The sequence below is a fragment of the Edaphobacter modestus genome, from assembly GCF_004217555.1.
Taxonomy (GTDB): Bacteria; Acidobacteriota; Terriglobia; order Terriglobales; family Acidobacteriaceae; genus Edaphobacter; species Edaphobacter modestus.
The window spans coordinates 2,619,628-2,633,572 of sequence record NZ_SHKW01000001.1 but is presented as its reverse complement, the minus strand read 5'-3'; the positions used below and the strand labels follow the sequence as shown (position 1 = coordinate 2,633,572).

Annotated in this window: 13 protein-coding genes; 7 read left to right on the top strand and 6 right to left on the bottom strand. The window is 58.6% G+C overall.

Annotation, left to right across the window (positions count from 1 at the left end; translation table 11 throughout):
- Window positions 1–25 precede the first annotated feature (25 nt).
- Window positions 26–1,579 (bottom strand): hypothetical protein, encoded by a 1,554-nt coding sequence (locus BDD14_RS11010; RefSeq protein ID WP_130418846.1) that lies wholly within the window; start codon window positions 1,577–1,579, stop codon window positions 26–28.
- Window positions 1,580–2,061: 482 nt separating this feature from the next.
- Window positions 2,062–2,670 carry a hypothetical protein gene (locus tag BDD14_RS11005; RefSeq protein ID WP_130418845.1) on the bottom strand — a complete coding sequence of 203 codons (609 nt, stop codon included), beginning with the start codon at window positions 2,668–2,670 and terminating at the stop codon, window positions 2,062–2,064.
- A gap of 37 nt (window positions 2,671–2,707) precedes the next feature.
- Between BDD14_RS11005 and BDD14_RS11000 the strand changes: the two genes are divergently transcribed.
- Together BDD14_RS11000 and BDD14_RS10995 are read left to right on the top strand one after the other, a co-directional pair.
- On the top strand, window positions 2,708–3,472 hold the full coding sequence (locus BDD14_RS11000; RefSeq protein ID WP_130418844.1) for an ABC transporter ATP-binding protein: 765 nt from the start codon (window positions 2,708–2,710) through the stop codon (window positions 3,470–3,472).
- A gap of 36 nt (window positions 3,473–3,508) precedes the next feature.
- Window positions 3,509–4,132 (top strand): putative signal transducing protein, encoded by a 624-nt coding sequence (locus BDD14_RS10995; protein WP_130418843.1) that lies wholly within the window; start codon window positions 3,509–3,511, stop codon window positions 4,130–4,132.
- A 10-nt stretch (window positions 4,133–4,142) separates the two neighbouring features.
- Here the strand turns inward: BDD14_RS10995 and BDD14_RS10990 are convergent, their stop codons facing one another.
- Window positions 4,143–6,119: a M1 family metallopeptidase gene (locus tag BDD14_RS10990; protein ID WP_165420024.1), complete on the bottom strand. Its 1,977-nt coding sequence runs from the start codon at window positions 6,117–6,119 to the stop codon at window positions 4,143–4,145.
- 123 nt (window positions 6,120–6,242) lie between these two features.
- Here BDD14_RS10990 and BDD14_RS10985 point away from each other — a divergent pair, with 123 nt between their 5' ends.
- Complete coding sequence (locus BDD14_RS10985; RefSeq protein WP_130418842.1) at window positions 6,243–6,596, top strand: MmcQ/YjbR family DNA-binding protein; 354 nt, start codon at window positions 6,243–6,245, stop codon at window positions 6,594–6,596.
- 25 nt (window positions 6,597–6,621) lie between these two features.
- Window positions 6,622–7,506 (top strand): magnesium transporter CorA family protein, encoded by an 885-nt coding sequence (locus BDD14_RS10980; protein WP_130418841.1) that lies wholly within the window; start codon window positions 6,622–6,624, stop codon window positions 7,504–7,506.
- A 10-nt stretch (window positions 7,507–7,516) separates the two neighbouring features.
- Here the strand turns inward: BDD14_RS10980 and BDD14_RS10975 are convergent, their stop codons facing one another.
- From BDD14_RS10975 to BDD14_RS10965, 3 genes are read right to left on the bottom strand one after another with little or no spacing between them, the layout of a single operon-like run.
- The gene (locus BDD14_RS10975; RefSeq protein ID WP_130418840.1) at window positions 7,517–8,434 is read right to left on the bottom strand and encodes a bestrophin family protein; all 918 of its coding nucleotides are present in this window, start codon (window positions 8,432–8,434) and stop codon (window positions 7,517–7,519) included.
- Window positions 8,431–9,081 (bottom strand): carbonic anhydrase, encoded by a 651-nt coding sequence (locus tag BDD14_RS10970; protein WP_130418839.1) that lies wholly within the window; start codon window positions 9,079–9,081, stop codon window positions 8,431–8,433. Before BDD14_RS10970 ends, BDD14_RS10975 begins: the two co-directional genes overlap by 4 nt.
- Before the next feature lie 7 nt (window positions 9,082–9,088).
- A complete protein-coding gene (locus BDD14_RS10965; protein WP_130418838.1) occupies window positions 9,089–9,661 on the bottom strand; it encodes a thioredoxin family protein in 573 nt (190 codons plus the stop codon).
- Between the two features lie 57 nt (window positions 9,662–9,718).
- Here BDD14_RS10965 and BDD14_RS10960 point away from each other — a divergent pair, with 57 nt between their 5' ends.
- From BDD14_RS10960 to BDD14_RS10950, 3 genes are all read left to right on the top strand, one after another.
- Window positions 9,719–10,006 (top strand): Dabb family protein, encoded by a 288-nt coding sequence (locus BDD14_RS10960; protein WP_130418837.1) that lies wholly within the window; start codon window positions 9,719–9,721, stop codon window positions 10,004–10,006.
- A gap of 18 nt (window positions 10,007–10,024) precedes the next feature.
- Window positions 10,025–10,531 carry an HNH endonuclease signature motif containing protein gene (locus tag BDD14_RS10955; protein ID WP_130418836.1) on the top strand — a complete coding sequence of 169 codons (507 nt, stop codon included), beginning with the start codon at window positions 10,025–10,027 and terminating at the stop codon, window positions 10,529–10,531.
- A gap of 151 nt (window positions 10,532–10,682) precedes the next feature.
- Complete coding sequence (locus BDD14_RS10950) at window positions 10,683–13,931, top strand: patatin-like phospholipase domain-containing protein (protein ID WP_130418835.1); 3,249 nt, start codon at window positions 10,683–10,685, stop codon at window positions 13,929–13,931.
- Window positions 13,932–13,945: the final 14 nt, after the last annotated feature.

Below are 13,945 nucleotides of genomic sequence, written 5' to 3'. Positions count from 1 at the left end.
CGGATCCGTTCGCGCCGGATCGCTCTTAGCGGACCTGATTGATGCTGTTGGACTGCACGATCGTCGGCGCCGAGTTCATGTTCGACGTACGAGCGACGTTGACGCCATTGGCAACCATGCCGCCGGCAGCGTTGACGATGTTGAGGGCCTGGGCGTTCTGCAGAGCGGAGCCGGCCAGGGCAACGGTGTAGTTGTTGGTTGCGGTCACAGTCGATCCATCCACCGCGACATACTTTCCGCTGGCGGAGTCGAAGGCGACTGCACCCTGTTTGTCGTAGGTCAGATCAAGCGACTGAACGGTGTGGTTGGAGTACGTGTCGGACTTGGACTTCGATACGGTTGCAGAGAGGGTGGAGCTCTTGCTGTCCGTCGCCGCCAACGTATCTTCGGTGGAGTGGCTTGCATCCAGGCTGGAGGTCTTCGAAGAGGACTTGCTCGCACTCAGCGAAGCATCGAACGACTTGCTGGCGTCGAGTGAGGCCGACTTGGAGGACGACTTGCTGGCTGCGGCATCAAGTGAGTCGGAGTTGGTGGATGACTTGCTGGCTGCCGCGTCAAGTGAACTCGAGTTGGAGGCCGACTTGCTGGCTTCGGCGTCAAGCGAGCTCGAGTTGGAGGCCGACTTGCTTGCTTCGGCGTCAAGCGAGCTCGAGTTGGAGGCCGACTTGCTTGCCGAAGCTTCCAGCGCTGCGCTCGCGTCCAGCGAAGAAGGGGTGGCCGAAAGCGTACCGTTCGCCGCCAGAGATTTACTGGCGTCCTTCGAAGACGAGTGATCCGTGGACAGGGAAGCACTGGCGTCCTTCGAAGACGAGTGATCCGCGGACAGGGAAGCACTGGCGTCCTTCGAAGACGAGTGAGCCGTGGACAGCGAGGCATCGGCGTCCTTCGAAGACGAGTGAGCCGTGGACAGCGAGGCGTCTGCATTCTTGGACGAAGAATATTCCGTCGAGAGCGACGACGACTTGCTGGTGCTGGCATCCAGCGATTGATCGTGGGTGTTGCTGTAGTCCTTCGAGAGCGAGGATGTCTTCGTGTGGCTGAGGTCCAGGCTCTGGTCATGGGTCTTCGACGTATCCAGGGAGCTGTCGAAGCTGCTGGTGCTCGAGGAGCTCTTGGTTACATCAGAAGCTGCGCTCACATCGAGGTGTGTGTTCGCTCCACGCGAGTAGCCGGAGATCGATCCCATCTGCGCGCTGTCCTGCGTGATGTCATTGCTCTGATTTACATCGGCTCCGCTGTTGGCGTAAGGAGCGGAGATTGTTCCGCTGTAAACGTTAACGCCGTTGCCTACGAGAGCGTCGGACGAGCTGACGATGTTGACACCGGAAGCTCCATTCAAAGCGGTCCCGCTAAGGTTGACAGATCCACTGTTGTTCACGGTAGCGGTGGAGTTATTCGCCGCTACTGCCGTGTTCTCTTCTCCGGCGGCGGTGACGTTATCCATCTGGCTGTCGCGAAGAGCACGAGTCTTGTTCTGCTTCTTCTCGTTTTTCTCCGTCGACTTCTGCGTATTGCTCTGGGCATATGCCTGTCCAGAGACGACTAAGGCTGTAACTAGAGTAGCTGCAATGGTTTTCACTTCTTCCTCCACAACATTGGTTAGCGATAGTCCGCCGTCTGCGCAGACGCTGCTGCGCAGTGGCCAATCGATGCCAGCCCAGACCTGCCGGTGGGGAGTTCGTGGCGGGCATCACCGATTTCAAGTCCCATGGGGGCTTCCAGAAGGAAGCAAAGGTTGCATTGTTTCGCGGCACCGCGTACAGCACTGAGGAGATTCGCAGTGTCCGAAAACCCAGAAAGAGCCCAGGTACATTAATCTGTCATCGAATCAACTCCACATCGCATCCAGCCCGATGCGCAGTGGAGTAAAGGCCCGTGCAACACGATCTGGCATAAGTGCAATCCGCGTGCCAACTTTACTTGTTCAAAATGTGCACCATGCAGACGTTTTTTGGGGCAGGTCGCAACGCTTTGCACTTAAAAGTGAAATCTCAGTATTTTGCAACTGTTTGTGCACGGAGAGATGCAGCGGGGACATACTGCACCAGAACCTGTCGCTAGCTAGCGTTCGAGAGGCACGGCGACGGTGGGATGCGCCAGGCTGTCGCGATCGCCCAGAAGCAGAGCGTTCGGCAATCCACGCCCGCGCGTAAATACAAGCCTAAATTCATTTGCATCGCCGGCGACTTTAAAGACCGGCGTGCTGACGATCGAATCTCCCGGAGCGACCGGGGTAGAAAGGCGTACTCCTTGAAGGCCCGGCACCTCGTACCATCGACGGTTTTGGGAGTCGACGAGATAAGCCTTCAGACGCTTTTCGCCCTGGCGCTTATCGCGGGAGTGGTTGGTGAGGCGTACGGATACGCGCAGGATGCGTTCGCCTCGTGTTGTCAGATAACCGGGCATGACCTCCGTTCGAACAACGGCAAGACAGAGCGTGCCGAAGCATTGCTCCTGGCCGCGGGCCACGGTGCGTGGATACGCTGCAAGGGAGACAGCCAGCAGAATGGCCAAGTAGAGAAGCCATATGCCACCGATCCAGGCCAGGTGGCGCCGCGCCTGGACGCGCTCCCGCCGGATAAAGGAGAGGGTGACGCCGAGGATTCCGACGACGGTCCAGCCGGTGAGGGCGAGCAGCAAGAGCTCGGCCCAACTTATCCCCATTCGCATACTAAGGTCCCAATCACGGTAAACTCAAAGGTAACTCATGGTGACTACTTCTTCCTCTCCTGCGGGCGCGGCAGGCACGACACAATCGATCATCGTTGCCAAAAATCTGGGCAAGACCTACCGTTCCGGCAAGCTCGACGTTCCGGCGTTGCGCAATGTCAGCTTTTCCGCCGATCCAGGCGAGTTCGTCGCGGTCGTTGGTCCATCGGGCTCCGGCAAATCGACCCTCTTTTACGTCCTTGGCGGCCTGACGCAGGCTACCTCGGGCTCGCTCTTTATTGGAGGGGCGGAGTTTTCGCAGTTGTCGGATCTGGAACGAACGCGAATGCGCCGCGCCAAGATCGGCTTCGTCTTCCAGCGCTTTAATCTTCTGCCGACCCTCACGGCACAAGGCAACATCGAGATTGCCCACGACATCGCAAATCTGGGAGCGGCGGAGAAGAAGCCGCTCGACCAGGCTCTGCTCGATCACCTGACCGATATGATGGGTATTAAAGGCCGGCTTGACCACAGGCCGAACGAACTCTCGGGAGGCGAGCAACAGCGCGTCGCGATTGCCCGGGCGCTGATCACGCGGCCTTCCATCGTTCTGGCCGACGAGCCCACCGGCAATCTCGATACGAAGAACTCCGATGCCGTGCTGGACACGCTTCGGCGTTCCAGCCGCGAGCTGAACCAGACCGTCCTGATGATTACGCACAACCCCGAGGCCGCGCAGATCGCCGACCGCATTATCCATATGCGCGATGGCGAGATCAGAAATATCGAGAAGGGGACGGGCCGCGTCCTTCACGAGGCGTGAAGGGCGGCTGCTTGCTCCCTGTTATGATCCCGATGCATGGCAAAGCCTACGTTTGCGGATTTCTATCATTCGCTATCTGACGCTGAACTCTCTGGGATTGCGGATGATTGGCATTCCCTGGTCGAAGACGCCAGGCTTGCACTAAAGGCAGAACTTCTTCGACGTGGAATCGAATTTCATGAGCCTGAACCCGCAGGCGAGCAGGATCTATCGCCACAATATCGCAACCTAGTCACGATTCGTCAGTACCGTGACCTATCGGAGGCGATCGTTGTCCGTGGCGTTATCGAATCCGCCGGTATTTTCTGTTTTCTCAAAGATGAGAACTTTGTCCGACTGGACTGGCAGATGTCCAATCTGCTTGGAGGCATTCGTCTTCAGGTTGCGGCGGCCGATGTAAACGCCGCTGAGGAGGTTCTTGAACAACCCATCCCAGAGGCAATCGCTCTGCCCGATCAGCCCTCGTTTGAGCAACCACGCTGTCCGCGCTGTAATTCCATCGATATCGCGTGGGAGCGCCAGGGACGAAAAGCCGCATTGATCGCTCTCTATCTCGTCTCGCTTCCTTTGCCTCGCGGCTCTGAATCCTGGCATTGCAAAAGCTGCGGCCTGCGATGGATCGAGGAAGACGATCCGGCGCAGGCCGTAAGCGAACGATAGTGAAAAGTGTTTATTCGGCCGACTTCGTATTGTTGCTGCGATCGTCGTCGGGAAGCTTATGATCCGGATCGATTGTGACCGAAGCGATGGGCTTCTTATCGTCTGAGGACCAGACGTATTCGCCCTTGCTGAGCCAGGTTTCGACCGGGAGCTCGGTGCGCTCCGAGGTGCCGTCCTTGAACTTCACCTCGACCGTTGCCGGAAGCACGAGCTGGCCTTTGTTGGTGATGGTCATGCTGGCTGCGTCAATCTTCGTCACGGCGAGATCGAACTTCCAGTTGTTCATGTACCAGCCACGCCAGAACCAGCCCAGGTCTTCGCCGCCTTCGCTCTGCATGGCGCGGAAGAAGTCCGAGGGCGAGGGGTGTTTGAACGCCCAGTCGCGGATGTATTTGCGGAAGGCCCAGTCGAAGCGCTCTGGCCCCAGGATCTGCTCGCGCAGAAGGACGTTGCCGTAGGCTCCCTTGAAGTAGCTGACCGGGTGACCGAGGCGTGGGGTGTAGCCGTCGGCAGGGAAGAGGACTGGCGGTGCAGTGGGGTCGTCGAGCACCTTCAGGATCATGTCCGGTGGCTCACCGCCGGCCGAGTACTCGGAGTCGCGCTTGGGGCCATACTTGCCTCCGGCATACTCGTCCGATTCGAAGATGTCGATGAAGGTATTGAAGCCCTCATCCATAAATGCATTGCGGCGCTCGTTAGAGCCGACGATCATGGGGAACCAGTCGTGGCCGATCTCGTGGGCCGTCACCCAGAACAGGAAGGAGCCTTTGTCCGGGATGCCGTCGAAGACGATTCCGGGATACTCCATGCCGGTCGAGAAGCCGGCGACGTTGATGGCCGCTGGATACGGGTAGGGATACCAGCGCTTGGAGAAGTTTTCGATGGAGTTCTTCACGTACTCGGTCGACCTGGTCCAGGCATCGTCGCCCACGCTCTCCGGCGGATAGACGCTCATCGCGAGCGACTTCTTTCCGTCGGGAAGATTGATCTTTGCTGCGTCCCAAACGAAGACCGGCGATGCGCTGAAGGCGACATCGCGAGTGTGGTCCATGTGGAAGTGCCAGGTGAGCGTGCCGTCCTTCTTCGGGCGGCTCGCGGGATCGTTCACCTCGGCTGGAGTGCGGATCATGACTGTCGCGTCGCTGTTGCGAGCCTGCTCCAGCCGAGCCATCTGCTGCGAGGTAAGAACCTCTTTCGGATTCACCAGCTCTCCCGAACCGGCGACGAGGAAGTTCGAGGGCACGGTGACGTAGTAGTCGAACTGGCCATATTCGAGGTAGAACTCGCTCCCGAGATAAGGCAGGGTATCCCATCCGCGAAGGTCATCGTAGACGCACATGCGCGGATACCACTGCGCCATATCGTAGATCTCGCCTTGCGCGGATTTGCCCCATGAGGTTCGTCCACCCCAGACGCCGGGGATCTGATAGTGGTACTTGATGTGGATCTTCAACTGACCGCCATGTGGCTTCAGAGGTTCCGCAAGGCGAATCTGCATTCGCGTGTCGGAGATGAGGTAGTCGGCCTTCACGTGCTGCTTGCCCGACTCGATGTCGACTGAGTCGAAGGCGTAGCCGTCTGATGAGGGGCGAGGGCCTGTCTCTTCATGGCCACGACGGGAGCGAACGGCTCCGCCCGCGAGGCGCGAGCGCGAATCCTTGCGATAGATGTTCTGCTCCACATGCAGCCAGAGACTGGTAAGCACATCGGGACTGTTGTTGGTGTAGGTGATGGTCTCGGTGGCGCTGAGCTGCTTGTTCTGAACGTCGATGGTGGGGTGCAGATCGTAGTCGGCCTCGTTCTGCCAGTAGCTCGGCCCGGGCGCGCCATTGCTGGAACGGTATGCGTTCACAGGATCGGGCAGGGTGAGCGGAGCGAAGGTCTGGACTGGATCATAGGCTGGCGCCGAGGGCGAAACGCCCTGCGCGTATGCGAACGGTCCGGCTACGGCAAGGAGAAACACGAAGGCACGGCAACGGTTCAACATCAGGGAACGTTCCTCATTTCAGGATTTCTGGGTGAGATCTTATCTGAAATATACGTTGAAGCCGGTACGATGGACGCAAGGATCTCAGTTTGGTTCTGCGGTCCAACGAAGGAAAGCGGTTCCATGTCCGACCCTGAACTTGTGGCTACGATCTCAAGATTGCTCTCTTCGCTGGACGGCATGAGCGAAAAGAAGAGCGGAACGCATGCGAGCTTTCTTGCTGGCGGGAAGGTATTCGCCTTTACTCGTGGCGGAGGTAGTAAAGGCGTAGCTCTGAAGCTGCCGAGAGAGAGAATCGAGTATCTGACCCAACGAGATGACGTTGCGATGCTGACAATGGGAAAGCGGACCATGAAGGAATGGATCCTGCTCGAACCTCGAGAGCCGGCGGAGTACAGGAAAGATCTTCCTCTCTTCAGAGAGGCGATGGCTTATGCCTTCGCTGATGCTGGAATATCTAAAAAGAAAAAGAGATGAAGCTGTAAACAGGAGAAAATGCCTCATGCCGTGGTATCAACTGGACGATCCACACGATCCAAAGCTCGATGAGCTGGCGCGTCAATACAATCTCCACCCTTTGCATATCGAAGACGCCCGCAGTGAAGATGAGAGCGTCAAGGTCGACTCCGGGAATCTGTACACCTTCGCTGTTTTAAAGCCCGTCTATCTCAAGCCCGATCCGGACGCTCCTACGGAGCAGATGCCTACCTTTACTACGATCGATATCTTTGCGGGGAAGGATTTTTTAATCACCGTCGTCGACCCCGTCTGTCCCGCAACCACCGAAGCGCTCGAGCGCGCTCGTCGCGACGGGGATGGTGAGCACCCTGCCCGCCTTCTCTACCTCATCCTCGATACCATCGTCGACCGCTACTTTTCTGCCATCGACCACTTCGACGACCGCATCGATGCATTGGAAGACGCCATCTTTGACAGCCCCTCGCCGGAGATTCTTGCCCAGGTCTTTGCTATCAAGCGCGAACTGATCGGATTACGGCGCGTGCTCGTCAACACGCGCGATGCCTGCCTGCATCTGCAACGGGATCCCAACACCATTATCGACAGCGAGCACCAGTTGTACGTTCGCGATACTTACGACCACGTTGCGCGACTGCTAGACTCCGTCGAAACCCAGCGCGACCTTCTTAACAACTCTCTCGACATCTACCTGACCTCGGTCTCGAATCGCACCAATGAGGTGATGAAAGTGCTCACCGTGCTCGGAACCATAGCGCTGCCTGCGATCGCCATCTCGGGAATCTATGGGATGAATCTCAAGGGATTGCCCTTTGAAGAGTCGCCGCACGGCGCGCTGTTTGTGGGGTTTCTGACGATCATGTGTACCGTTCTTCTGCTCCTCGTTCTTCGCCGGATGCGGTGGTTCTGAACGATGCTGTTTACCAGAGGATGTCGTCGACGGGAACGAGTGGCTCGGGCAGGTTCGTCTCTCCGAGCATCTGGCGCAGATTGATCTCGATGGTCCGCGTGATGGACGTGAGCGGAATATCGTGCATCGTGTTGTCGAAAGGATCTTCAAGGTTGCGGCCGATCTTGTCGAGCGCCAGAAAGATGAATCCCACGAGCGTCGATCCAAGAGGAGTGAACCATCCCAGGCTCGAGACCATCACCAGAGGAAGCAGAAAGCAGAACATGTGCGCGCATACCTGCGGAAGATAGTCGTACTGTCTGGGCATCGGTGTGTTTTTGATTCTTTCCGCCCCGCCCTGGGCATCGACAAGATCGTCCAGGCTCTGATTCATGGCGTGCCACTGTACGCTGTCGATCCAGCCGCGATCCAGCGCGGATCGCAAGAGAGTGCTTTGCCACTGTTGAATGGCGACGGGTACGTTCGTCTGGTCGCGAAGCGCCGCGATCTCTTCCGGGGTAAGCAGCGACGTAATCTCGCTCAGCGGATCAAGCCGTCGCAGGGCCTGCCGCAGAGCATGAGCCCAGGCGATCTGGTAATACACCATCTGCCGCTGCGTTCGCTCGAACTCGCCGGAGCTGCCATCGCCGGGGTTGCGGAGCGTTGTGGTGACGAGGCGGGCCCAGCTCCTCGCATTGTTAACGATCGAGCCCCACAGAGTCCTCGCCTCCCACCACCGGGCATAGGAGGTGCTGTTGCGAAACGCAAGGATGACACCGATGGCGGAGCCAAACAGAGATAAAGGAATCTGCTCGAGGGCCGCCCACTGCAGGAAGCCCTTCTGGTAGAGGATGACGACCGCCACGTCGTATGCGAGCAGGCCAAGAAGCGGCAAGCCCACGTACTGTACTGTCCGTTGTGCAAGGCGCCTGCCTTTCGGCACAATCATGCGGTAGCAACTCCCGGATTCACAGGCAGGAAGTTTCGCGAACCGTTCTCGGAGATGCGCACCTGGCCGGTTCCGATGTCATAAACCCAGCCGGATAGCGTGAGCTTCTCGCGAGCCGCTGCACCCGCGACCGACGGATGCGTCCTGAGATGCTGAACCTGCAGAAGGACATTCTCCTCGGTCAGCCGCTTCAGCCGGTCACTCGGCCTATCATCCTTCTGGCTAAGGGAGTTCGTCACGCTAAGTGCTGCCTCCGCGTTGCGCATCCATCGCTTCACCGTGGCCATCGACTCCAGGCTCGACGGATTGAGCAGTGCCTTCATTGCCCCACAGTCGCTGTGGCCGCATACTGCGATGTGCTGCACCCCAAGCGCGCTGACGGCATACTCGATCACAGCGCTGACACCGCCCATCATCTCGCCATATGCCGGAACCAGGTTGCCGATGTTGCGCGTGACAAAGAGCTCGCCGGGGCCGCATTGCGTGAGGAGTTCCGGGTCGATGCGCGAATCCGCGCAGGTAACAATCAGTGTCGATGGCCTCTGGGGTTCGCTGGCAGCCTTGCAGTACGTCTCTGCGTTCGGAGGATAGACTTCGGTCTGAAACTTTAAAATTCCTTTTTTCAGCTTTTCAAGCACTGGGTCCATGCGGCACCTATTCCTTCCATTTGATGTTGCATCCGATGGAAAACTTCTGATTCGGGTCTGGACGCTTGTCCTGGATCACGGCGTCCATTGCGCCTCGCAGGTCTTTGCCGGTGACGGGAATGTCGTTGCTAATATCGCCGCGGCGCGGTCGGCTGTCGTCGATCTGTCCACGATACACAAGCTTCATTTCGCCGTCGAAGAGAAAGAGATCGGGCGTGCAGGCGGCATCGTATTCGCGGGCGACCTCCTGGGTCTCGTCGTAGAGATAGGGAAAGCGGAAATCGAGCCGCTCGGCCTGCTTCTTCATCTCTTCGGGCGAATCCTGCGGATGGGTGACGGCGTCGTTCGACGAGATGGCCACGATGCCGATCGTTCCTTCGTAATCTTTACCAATCCGCGCGAGCTCTTCTTCGATGTGCTTTACGTAAGGGCAATGCACGCAGATGAACATGACCAGCAGCCCTTTGCGGTCGGCGGCCACATCGTCACGCCCCACCGCCTTGCCTGTCACAACATCCTGCAACTCAAATGCGGGAGCCACCGTTCCCAGCTTCACCATCGTCGATTGTGTTCTCGCCATACTTCTGTATCCTCGCTTCGTTGAACCATTCTAAGCGGAGGAGATTAAACTGGTTTCATGATCGTCCATACATTTCTATTTCGTTGGAAGGCCGGAGTCGCCGAAGACCAGAAAGAACGTGCGATCCGGGAGATCCAGGCTCTTCAGGGAAAGATTCCCGGCCTGGTCGAGACCCTCGTGGGCAGGAACATCTCCCCACGTTCGCAGGGATACGAACTTGGCGGGGTGATGAAATTTGCCAATCCTGCAAACTTTGAAGCCTACCACGACCACCCGGTCCATCAGAGGCTGCTGGCTTGGCTGATGCCCCTGATCGATCCTGTCGAGGTGGACTTCGAGATCTGAGCCTATTCTGGATCAGGAATGATTCACCCCTCACGCACACTTCCAGGCGGCCGCGCTTGTCGCAGCGATCTGCCCACAGGGCCAAACGGTCTTCCTCTCTGCCGGTGGTGCGAACTTGAGATCCTCGCGAAACGCCGGCGAACCTTCTGCAGCGACTATTGCGTTTACCAGTGGCGCCTGCGTACGGACCCGGGCTATCTGCGCGACCAGGTCTTCGCCCGGGACCGTGGTCGCTGCTCCGTCTGTGAGATCGATACGGTTGCCGCATATGCCGCGCTGAAGCGTGCGAAAGGCCCGGTCCGGGTGGCTGGGCTTCGGCTGTATGGCATGAAGGCCATCTCCAGCCGTCGCAGCTTGTGGGATGCCGATCATATCGTTCCTGTGATTGAAGGCGGCGGCCAGTGCGATCTCGACAATATTCGGACGCTCTGTGTTCTATGTCACCGCGACGCGACGGCCACGCTGCGGGCACGAATCCGCGACCGAAAGAAGAGCCTGTCCGCGGATTCTCAACCGCAAGGTTGATCTTCCTGCTACATCGCGGATATCGATGTGCTGCGCCTGAGTCCTACTCTGTTATTGTTTCTCCGTTCCGGGCCCCAAACTTTTTTGAGTCAGATACTCCCCTTTTTCCCGAAGCAGAGCACCTGGCACCATTCTGCTTCAAGGAGCCTTCATGGCGAACTCCGGCAGCTCTTCTGTCGACCCGAAGTTGCAGGAAGGCGAGCTGCGCGAGGGCGCGGCAACGGCCTATTGCCTCCGGCTGGCACAGCAGATTCGGGCGTATTCTGCGTCGCTTACGGTGGAAGGAGACATCGCTGCCTTCGCTCAATCCTGGCGGCTGGCGTTCAAACGTGCGGTTCCGGCACTCGGTGCCCTCGACACAGAGAGCATGGCGGCGCTCTTGCACAAGGAACCCAGAGCTCAGGCACGGCTGGCTACTCTAACCGAGTATCCTCCAAAAAAGTGGCTGCTGGAACAGGAGCTGGCCGCCAAGGGCCATTGGCCGCCAGCGGATCCACAAAAAGATGCCTATGCCATCGCCGACGAGCTCCAACTTACCGGAATCTGTTTCTCCGGCGGTGGGATTCGAAGCGCCACGTTCAACCTTGGAGTTCTGCAGGGACTGGCTGCCTCGGACAGAATCAACTCCTTCGACTATCTCTCCACGGTCTCCGGTGGAGGGTACATCCATCAGTTCTTCGCGTCGTGGATCTCCTGCGAGAACATCGAGAAGGTCAAACAGCAGCTCCAGCCGCTACCGGGGCCGCCTTCGCAGCGCAGCTTCTGGCCGGAGCCTCTCCGCTGGCTGCGCCGCTATTCCAACTACCTTACGCCGAGGGTTGGCCTGTTCACCGCGGATACGTGGGTCGCCTTCGCCATCTGGTTGCGCAATACCTTTCTCAATCAGATCGTGCTGATCTCCTCGATCATGCTCGTGATGCTTCTGCCCCATTTCTATCTCAGTTCGCGCGGCCGGGTCGCGCACTTCCTTCTCGATCATGGATTGTTTGCCGCAGCCCTAATCTTTGCCGGGTTTCTGTTTTCTTCCTGCATCATCTTTTTCACGCAGCTCGTCCATCCGCCCGCGGATCATTGCCATCCGGTTGAAGAAAGCGGCTTCGGACAGACCGGTGTGCTCGGCCTGGTCTTTGTGCCGGTTCTGATCTCGGTCTTTGCGTTGTGCCCTTATCTCTACCGCTCGTCTTTCTGGGCCGGGCCCCCCCTCCCGCAGACTGTACCGCACTCCGCGGCAGAGCTTCGCCACTGGAACCGTGTTCAGCGCGTGGTCGGCACTGTCAATTGGCCGGAGAACACCGGGATCGTTCCTCTGAGCACTCGCGTCCACATCAGCCACCTGCATCGGCTCGCGGAGAAGGACGAGAGACCTGCCGCCAGCTCCAACCCAGGCAAGCCATCTCTCCCTCCTCCGGGTGAACCGGACGCCATGAACAATCTCCGAGCATGGCAGGAGGCCTACTCCTTCCACTGGTGGCAACCCTTGACCGGCTTCGACCAGGACACCTCTACTTCGTGGGTCTTTACGTCAATGCTTGCTGGAATTGCTCTTTTGGTGCTCTCGGCCGCTCGCGCCATCCCACAGAACTGGAGACGGATTATCGTACTGCTCGGCATGGCCGGCGCGGTCGGATGCGGTTATGTGCTGATCAATCTCGCGCGGCTGGTCATCTTTATCGCTTCCTTCTTTCTGCCTCTTGAACACGTCACTCGCGCGGCCATTCCTTTGCTGCCCTGGCTGGGATTGACGGTCGTATTTGTCTCCATTGAGATCGCTGGTGGTCTTGTCGGAAATCTCGTGGATGGATCGGTTCGAGAATGGTTCGCCCGCCTGCGAGCCTGGAGCTTCCTCTTCGGTTTGGTCTGGTTTGCCTTTACAGCAAGCTCCTTGCTTGGTCCGGGACTGGTCTCCTGGCTCTTCCATGTGGCTCATGTGGGTAAACCGCTCTGGATTGGATGGATCGGCACTACTCTGGTCAGCGTGCTTGCGGGCAAGAGCTCCATCATCAGCGGCACCCCCAAAGACGAGAAGTCGAAGCCTGCGCTTTTGCTGAACATGCTCGCTCTCATCGGTCCGCCTGTCTTCATCGCAGGACTTGTGCTCACTCTCTCCTGGGTTATCGAGAAGGCACTGGCCTCAATCCAGTCACAGATCGGCGATCAGATCGTGCCTCACTCCGACTTTTTCGTTCTTCTGGCCATGCTGGCCGTTACGGCTCTGCTCTTTGGCTGGCGCATCGACGTCAACGAGTTTTCCCTCCACTCCTTCTATCGAGACCGCATCGCCCGCTGCTACGCGGGGGCCAGCAATCCCGATCGACGGGCCAACCGCTTTACCGGCTTCGCGGCCAGCGACAAACGTCTTCGCCTCATCGATCTGCTTCCGGCGCGCTTCAACGACGCTCGCCTCAGCAATCTCTGGGCGAACACCTGCGGTCCGGATCTCTGTTCCACCGCACCGCAGCCGCCCGTTTACGAAGGGCCGTTCCCCATCTTCTGCACCACGCTCAATCTGTCCTTCGGCCAGGACCTCGCCTACCAGGAGCGCAAGGGAGTCTCCTTCGCCTTCACCCCCCTCTACTGTGGCTACGATGTGGGTTGGACCGAGGCCGATACCGACCGCGTGCAGTTCAACGGCTACGCTCCCACGCGCAGCTTCGCCTACGACGACGGCGGCCCGCGCATGGCGACTGCGGTCGCCACCTCAGGAGCCGCGATGAGCCCCAACTGGGGCTTCCACTCCAGCCCCACCATGGCCTTTCTGCTTACGATCTTCAACGTGCGGCTGGGGCTCTGGATTCGCAATCCGAGGCACAAGCGCTTTCGCCTCCGGGGACGCCACAGTAATCCGGCCTCGCCCTGGTTCGGTCTCTTTTATCTGCTTGCGGAGCTCTTCGGACTGGTGAACGATGAAGCCGCCTTCGTCTACCTGACAGATGGCGGCCACTTTGAAAACATGGGCCTCTATGAGCTTGTCCGTCGGCACTGCGCCACCATCGTGATCTGCGATGCCGAACAGGATGGCGACCTGTCGTTCCAGGGAATCGGCATGGCTATCCGTAAATGCCGCATCGACCATGGGGCCGAGATCACGCTCGATCTCTCTCAGATGGAGCCAACCGGAACTCCGGCGGCGAGCCCCTACCCCTGCATCGCGGGAACCATCCGTTATTCCAATGGGGCGGTCGGCCAGATTCTGTACATCAAATCGGCGTATACCCGGGATCTGCCAGCCGATGTCGTCAACTTCCACAAGGAAAACCCCACCTTTCCGAATACCTCGACCCTCGACCAATGGTTCAGCGAGTCGCAGTTCGAGAGCTACCGCCGCCTTGGGCAGCACTATGCGTGCTCGGACCGCGTGCGCACCTGGCTGGATCGTCATCTCCCTGTCCGCCGTGCCTGAAGTGGTTCGTGCCC

Bases quoted from the DNA above. Each gene is read 5' to 3' on its own strand.
- BDD14_RS11005 (WP_130418845.1), bottom strand. From the start codon at position 2,670: ATGCGAATGGGGATAAGTTGGGCCGAGCTCTTGCTGCTCGCCCTCACC.
- BDD14_RS11000 (WP_130418844.1), top strand. From the start codon at position 2,708: ATGGTGACTACTTCTTCCTCTCCTGCGGGCGCGGCAGGCACGACACAA.
- BDD14_RS10995 (WP_130418843.1), top strand. From the start codon at position 3,509: ATGGCAAAGCCTACGTTTGCGGATTTCTATCATTCGCTATCTGACGCT.
- BDD14_RS10990 (WP_165420024.1), bottom strand. From the start codon at position 6,119: ATGTTGAACCGTTGCCGTGCCTTCGTGTTTCTCCTTGCCGTAGCCGGA.
- BDD14_RS10985 (WP_130418842.1), top strand. From the start codon at position 6,243: ATGTCCGACCCTGAACTTGTGGCTACGATCTCAAGATTGCTCTCTTCG.
- BDD14_RS10980 (WP_130418841.1), top strand. From the start codon at position 6,622: ATGCCGTGGTATCAACTGGACGATCCACACGATCCAAAGCTCGATGAG.
- BDD14_RS10975 (WP_130418840.1), bottom strand. From the start codon at position 8,434: ATGATTGTGCCGAAAGGCAGGCGCCTTGCACAACGGACAGTACAGTAC.
- BDD14_RS10970 (WP_130418839.1), bottom strand. From the start codon at position 9,081: ATGGACCCAGTGCTTGAAAAGCTGAAAAAAGGAATTTTAAAGTTTCAG.
- BDD14_RS10965 (WP_130418838.1), bottom strand. From the start codon at position 9,661: ATGGCGAGAACACAATCGACGATGGTGAAGCTGGGAACGGTGGCTCCC.
- BDD14_RS10960 (WP_130418837.1), top strand. From the start codon at position 9,719: ATGATCGTCCATACATTTCTATTTCGTTGGAAGGCCGGAGTCGCCGAA.
- BDD14_RS10955 (WP_130418836.1), top strand. From the start codon at position 10,025: ATGATTCACCCCTCACGCACACTTCCAGGCGGCCGCGCTTGTCGCAGC.
- BDD14_RS10950 (WP_130418835.1), top strand. From the start codon at position 10,683: ATGGCGAACTCCGGCAGCTCTTCTGTCGACCCGAAGTTGCAGGAAGGC.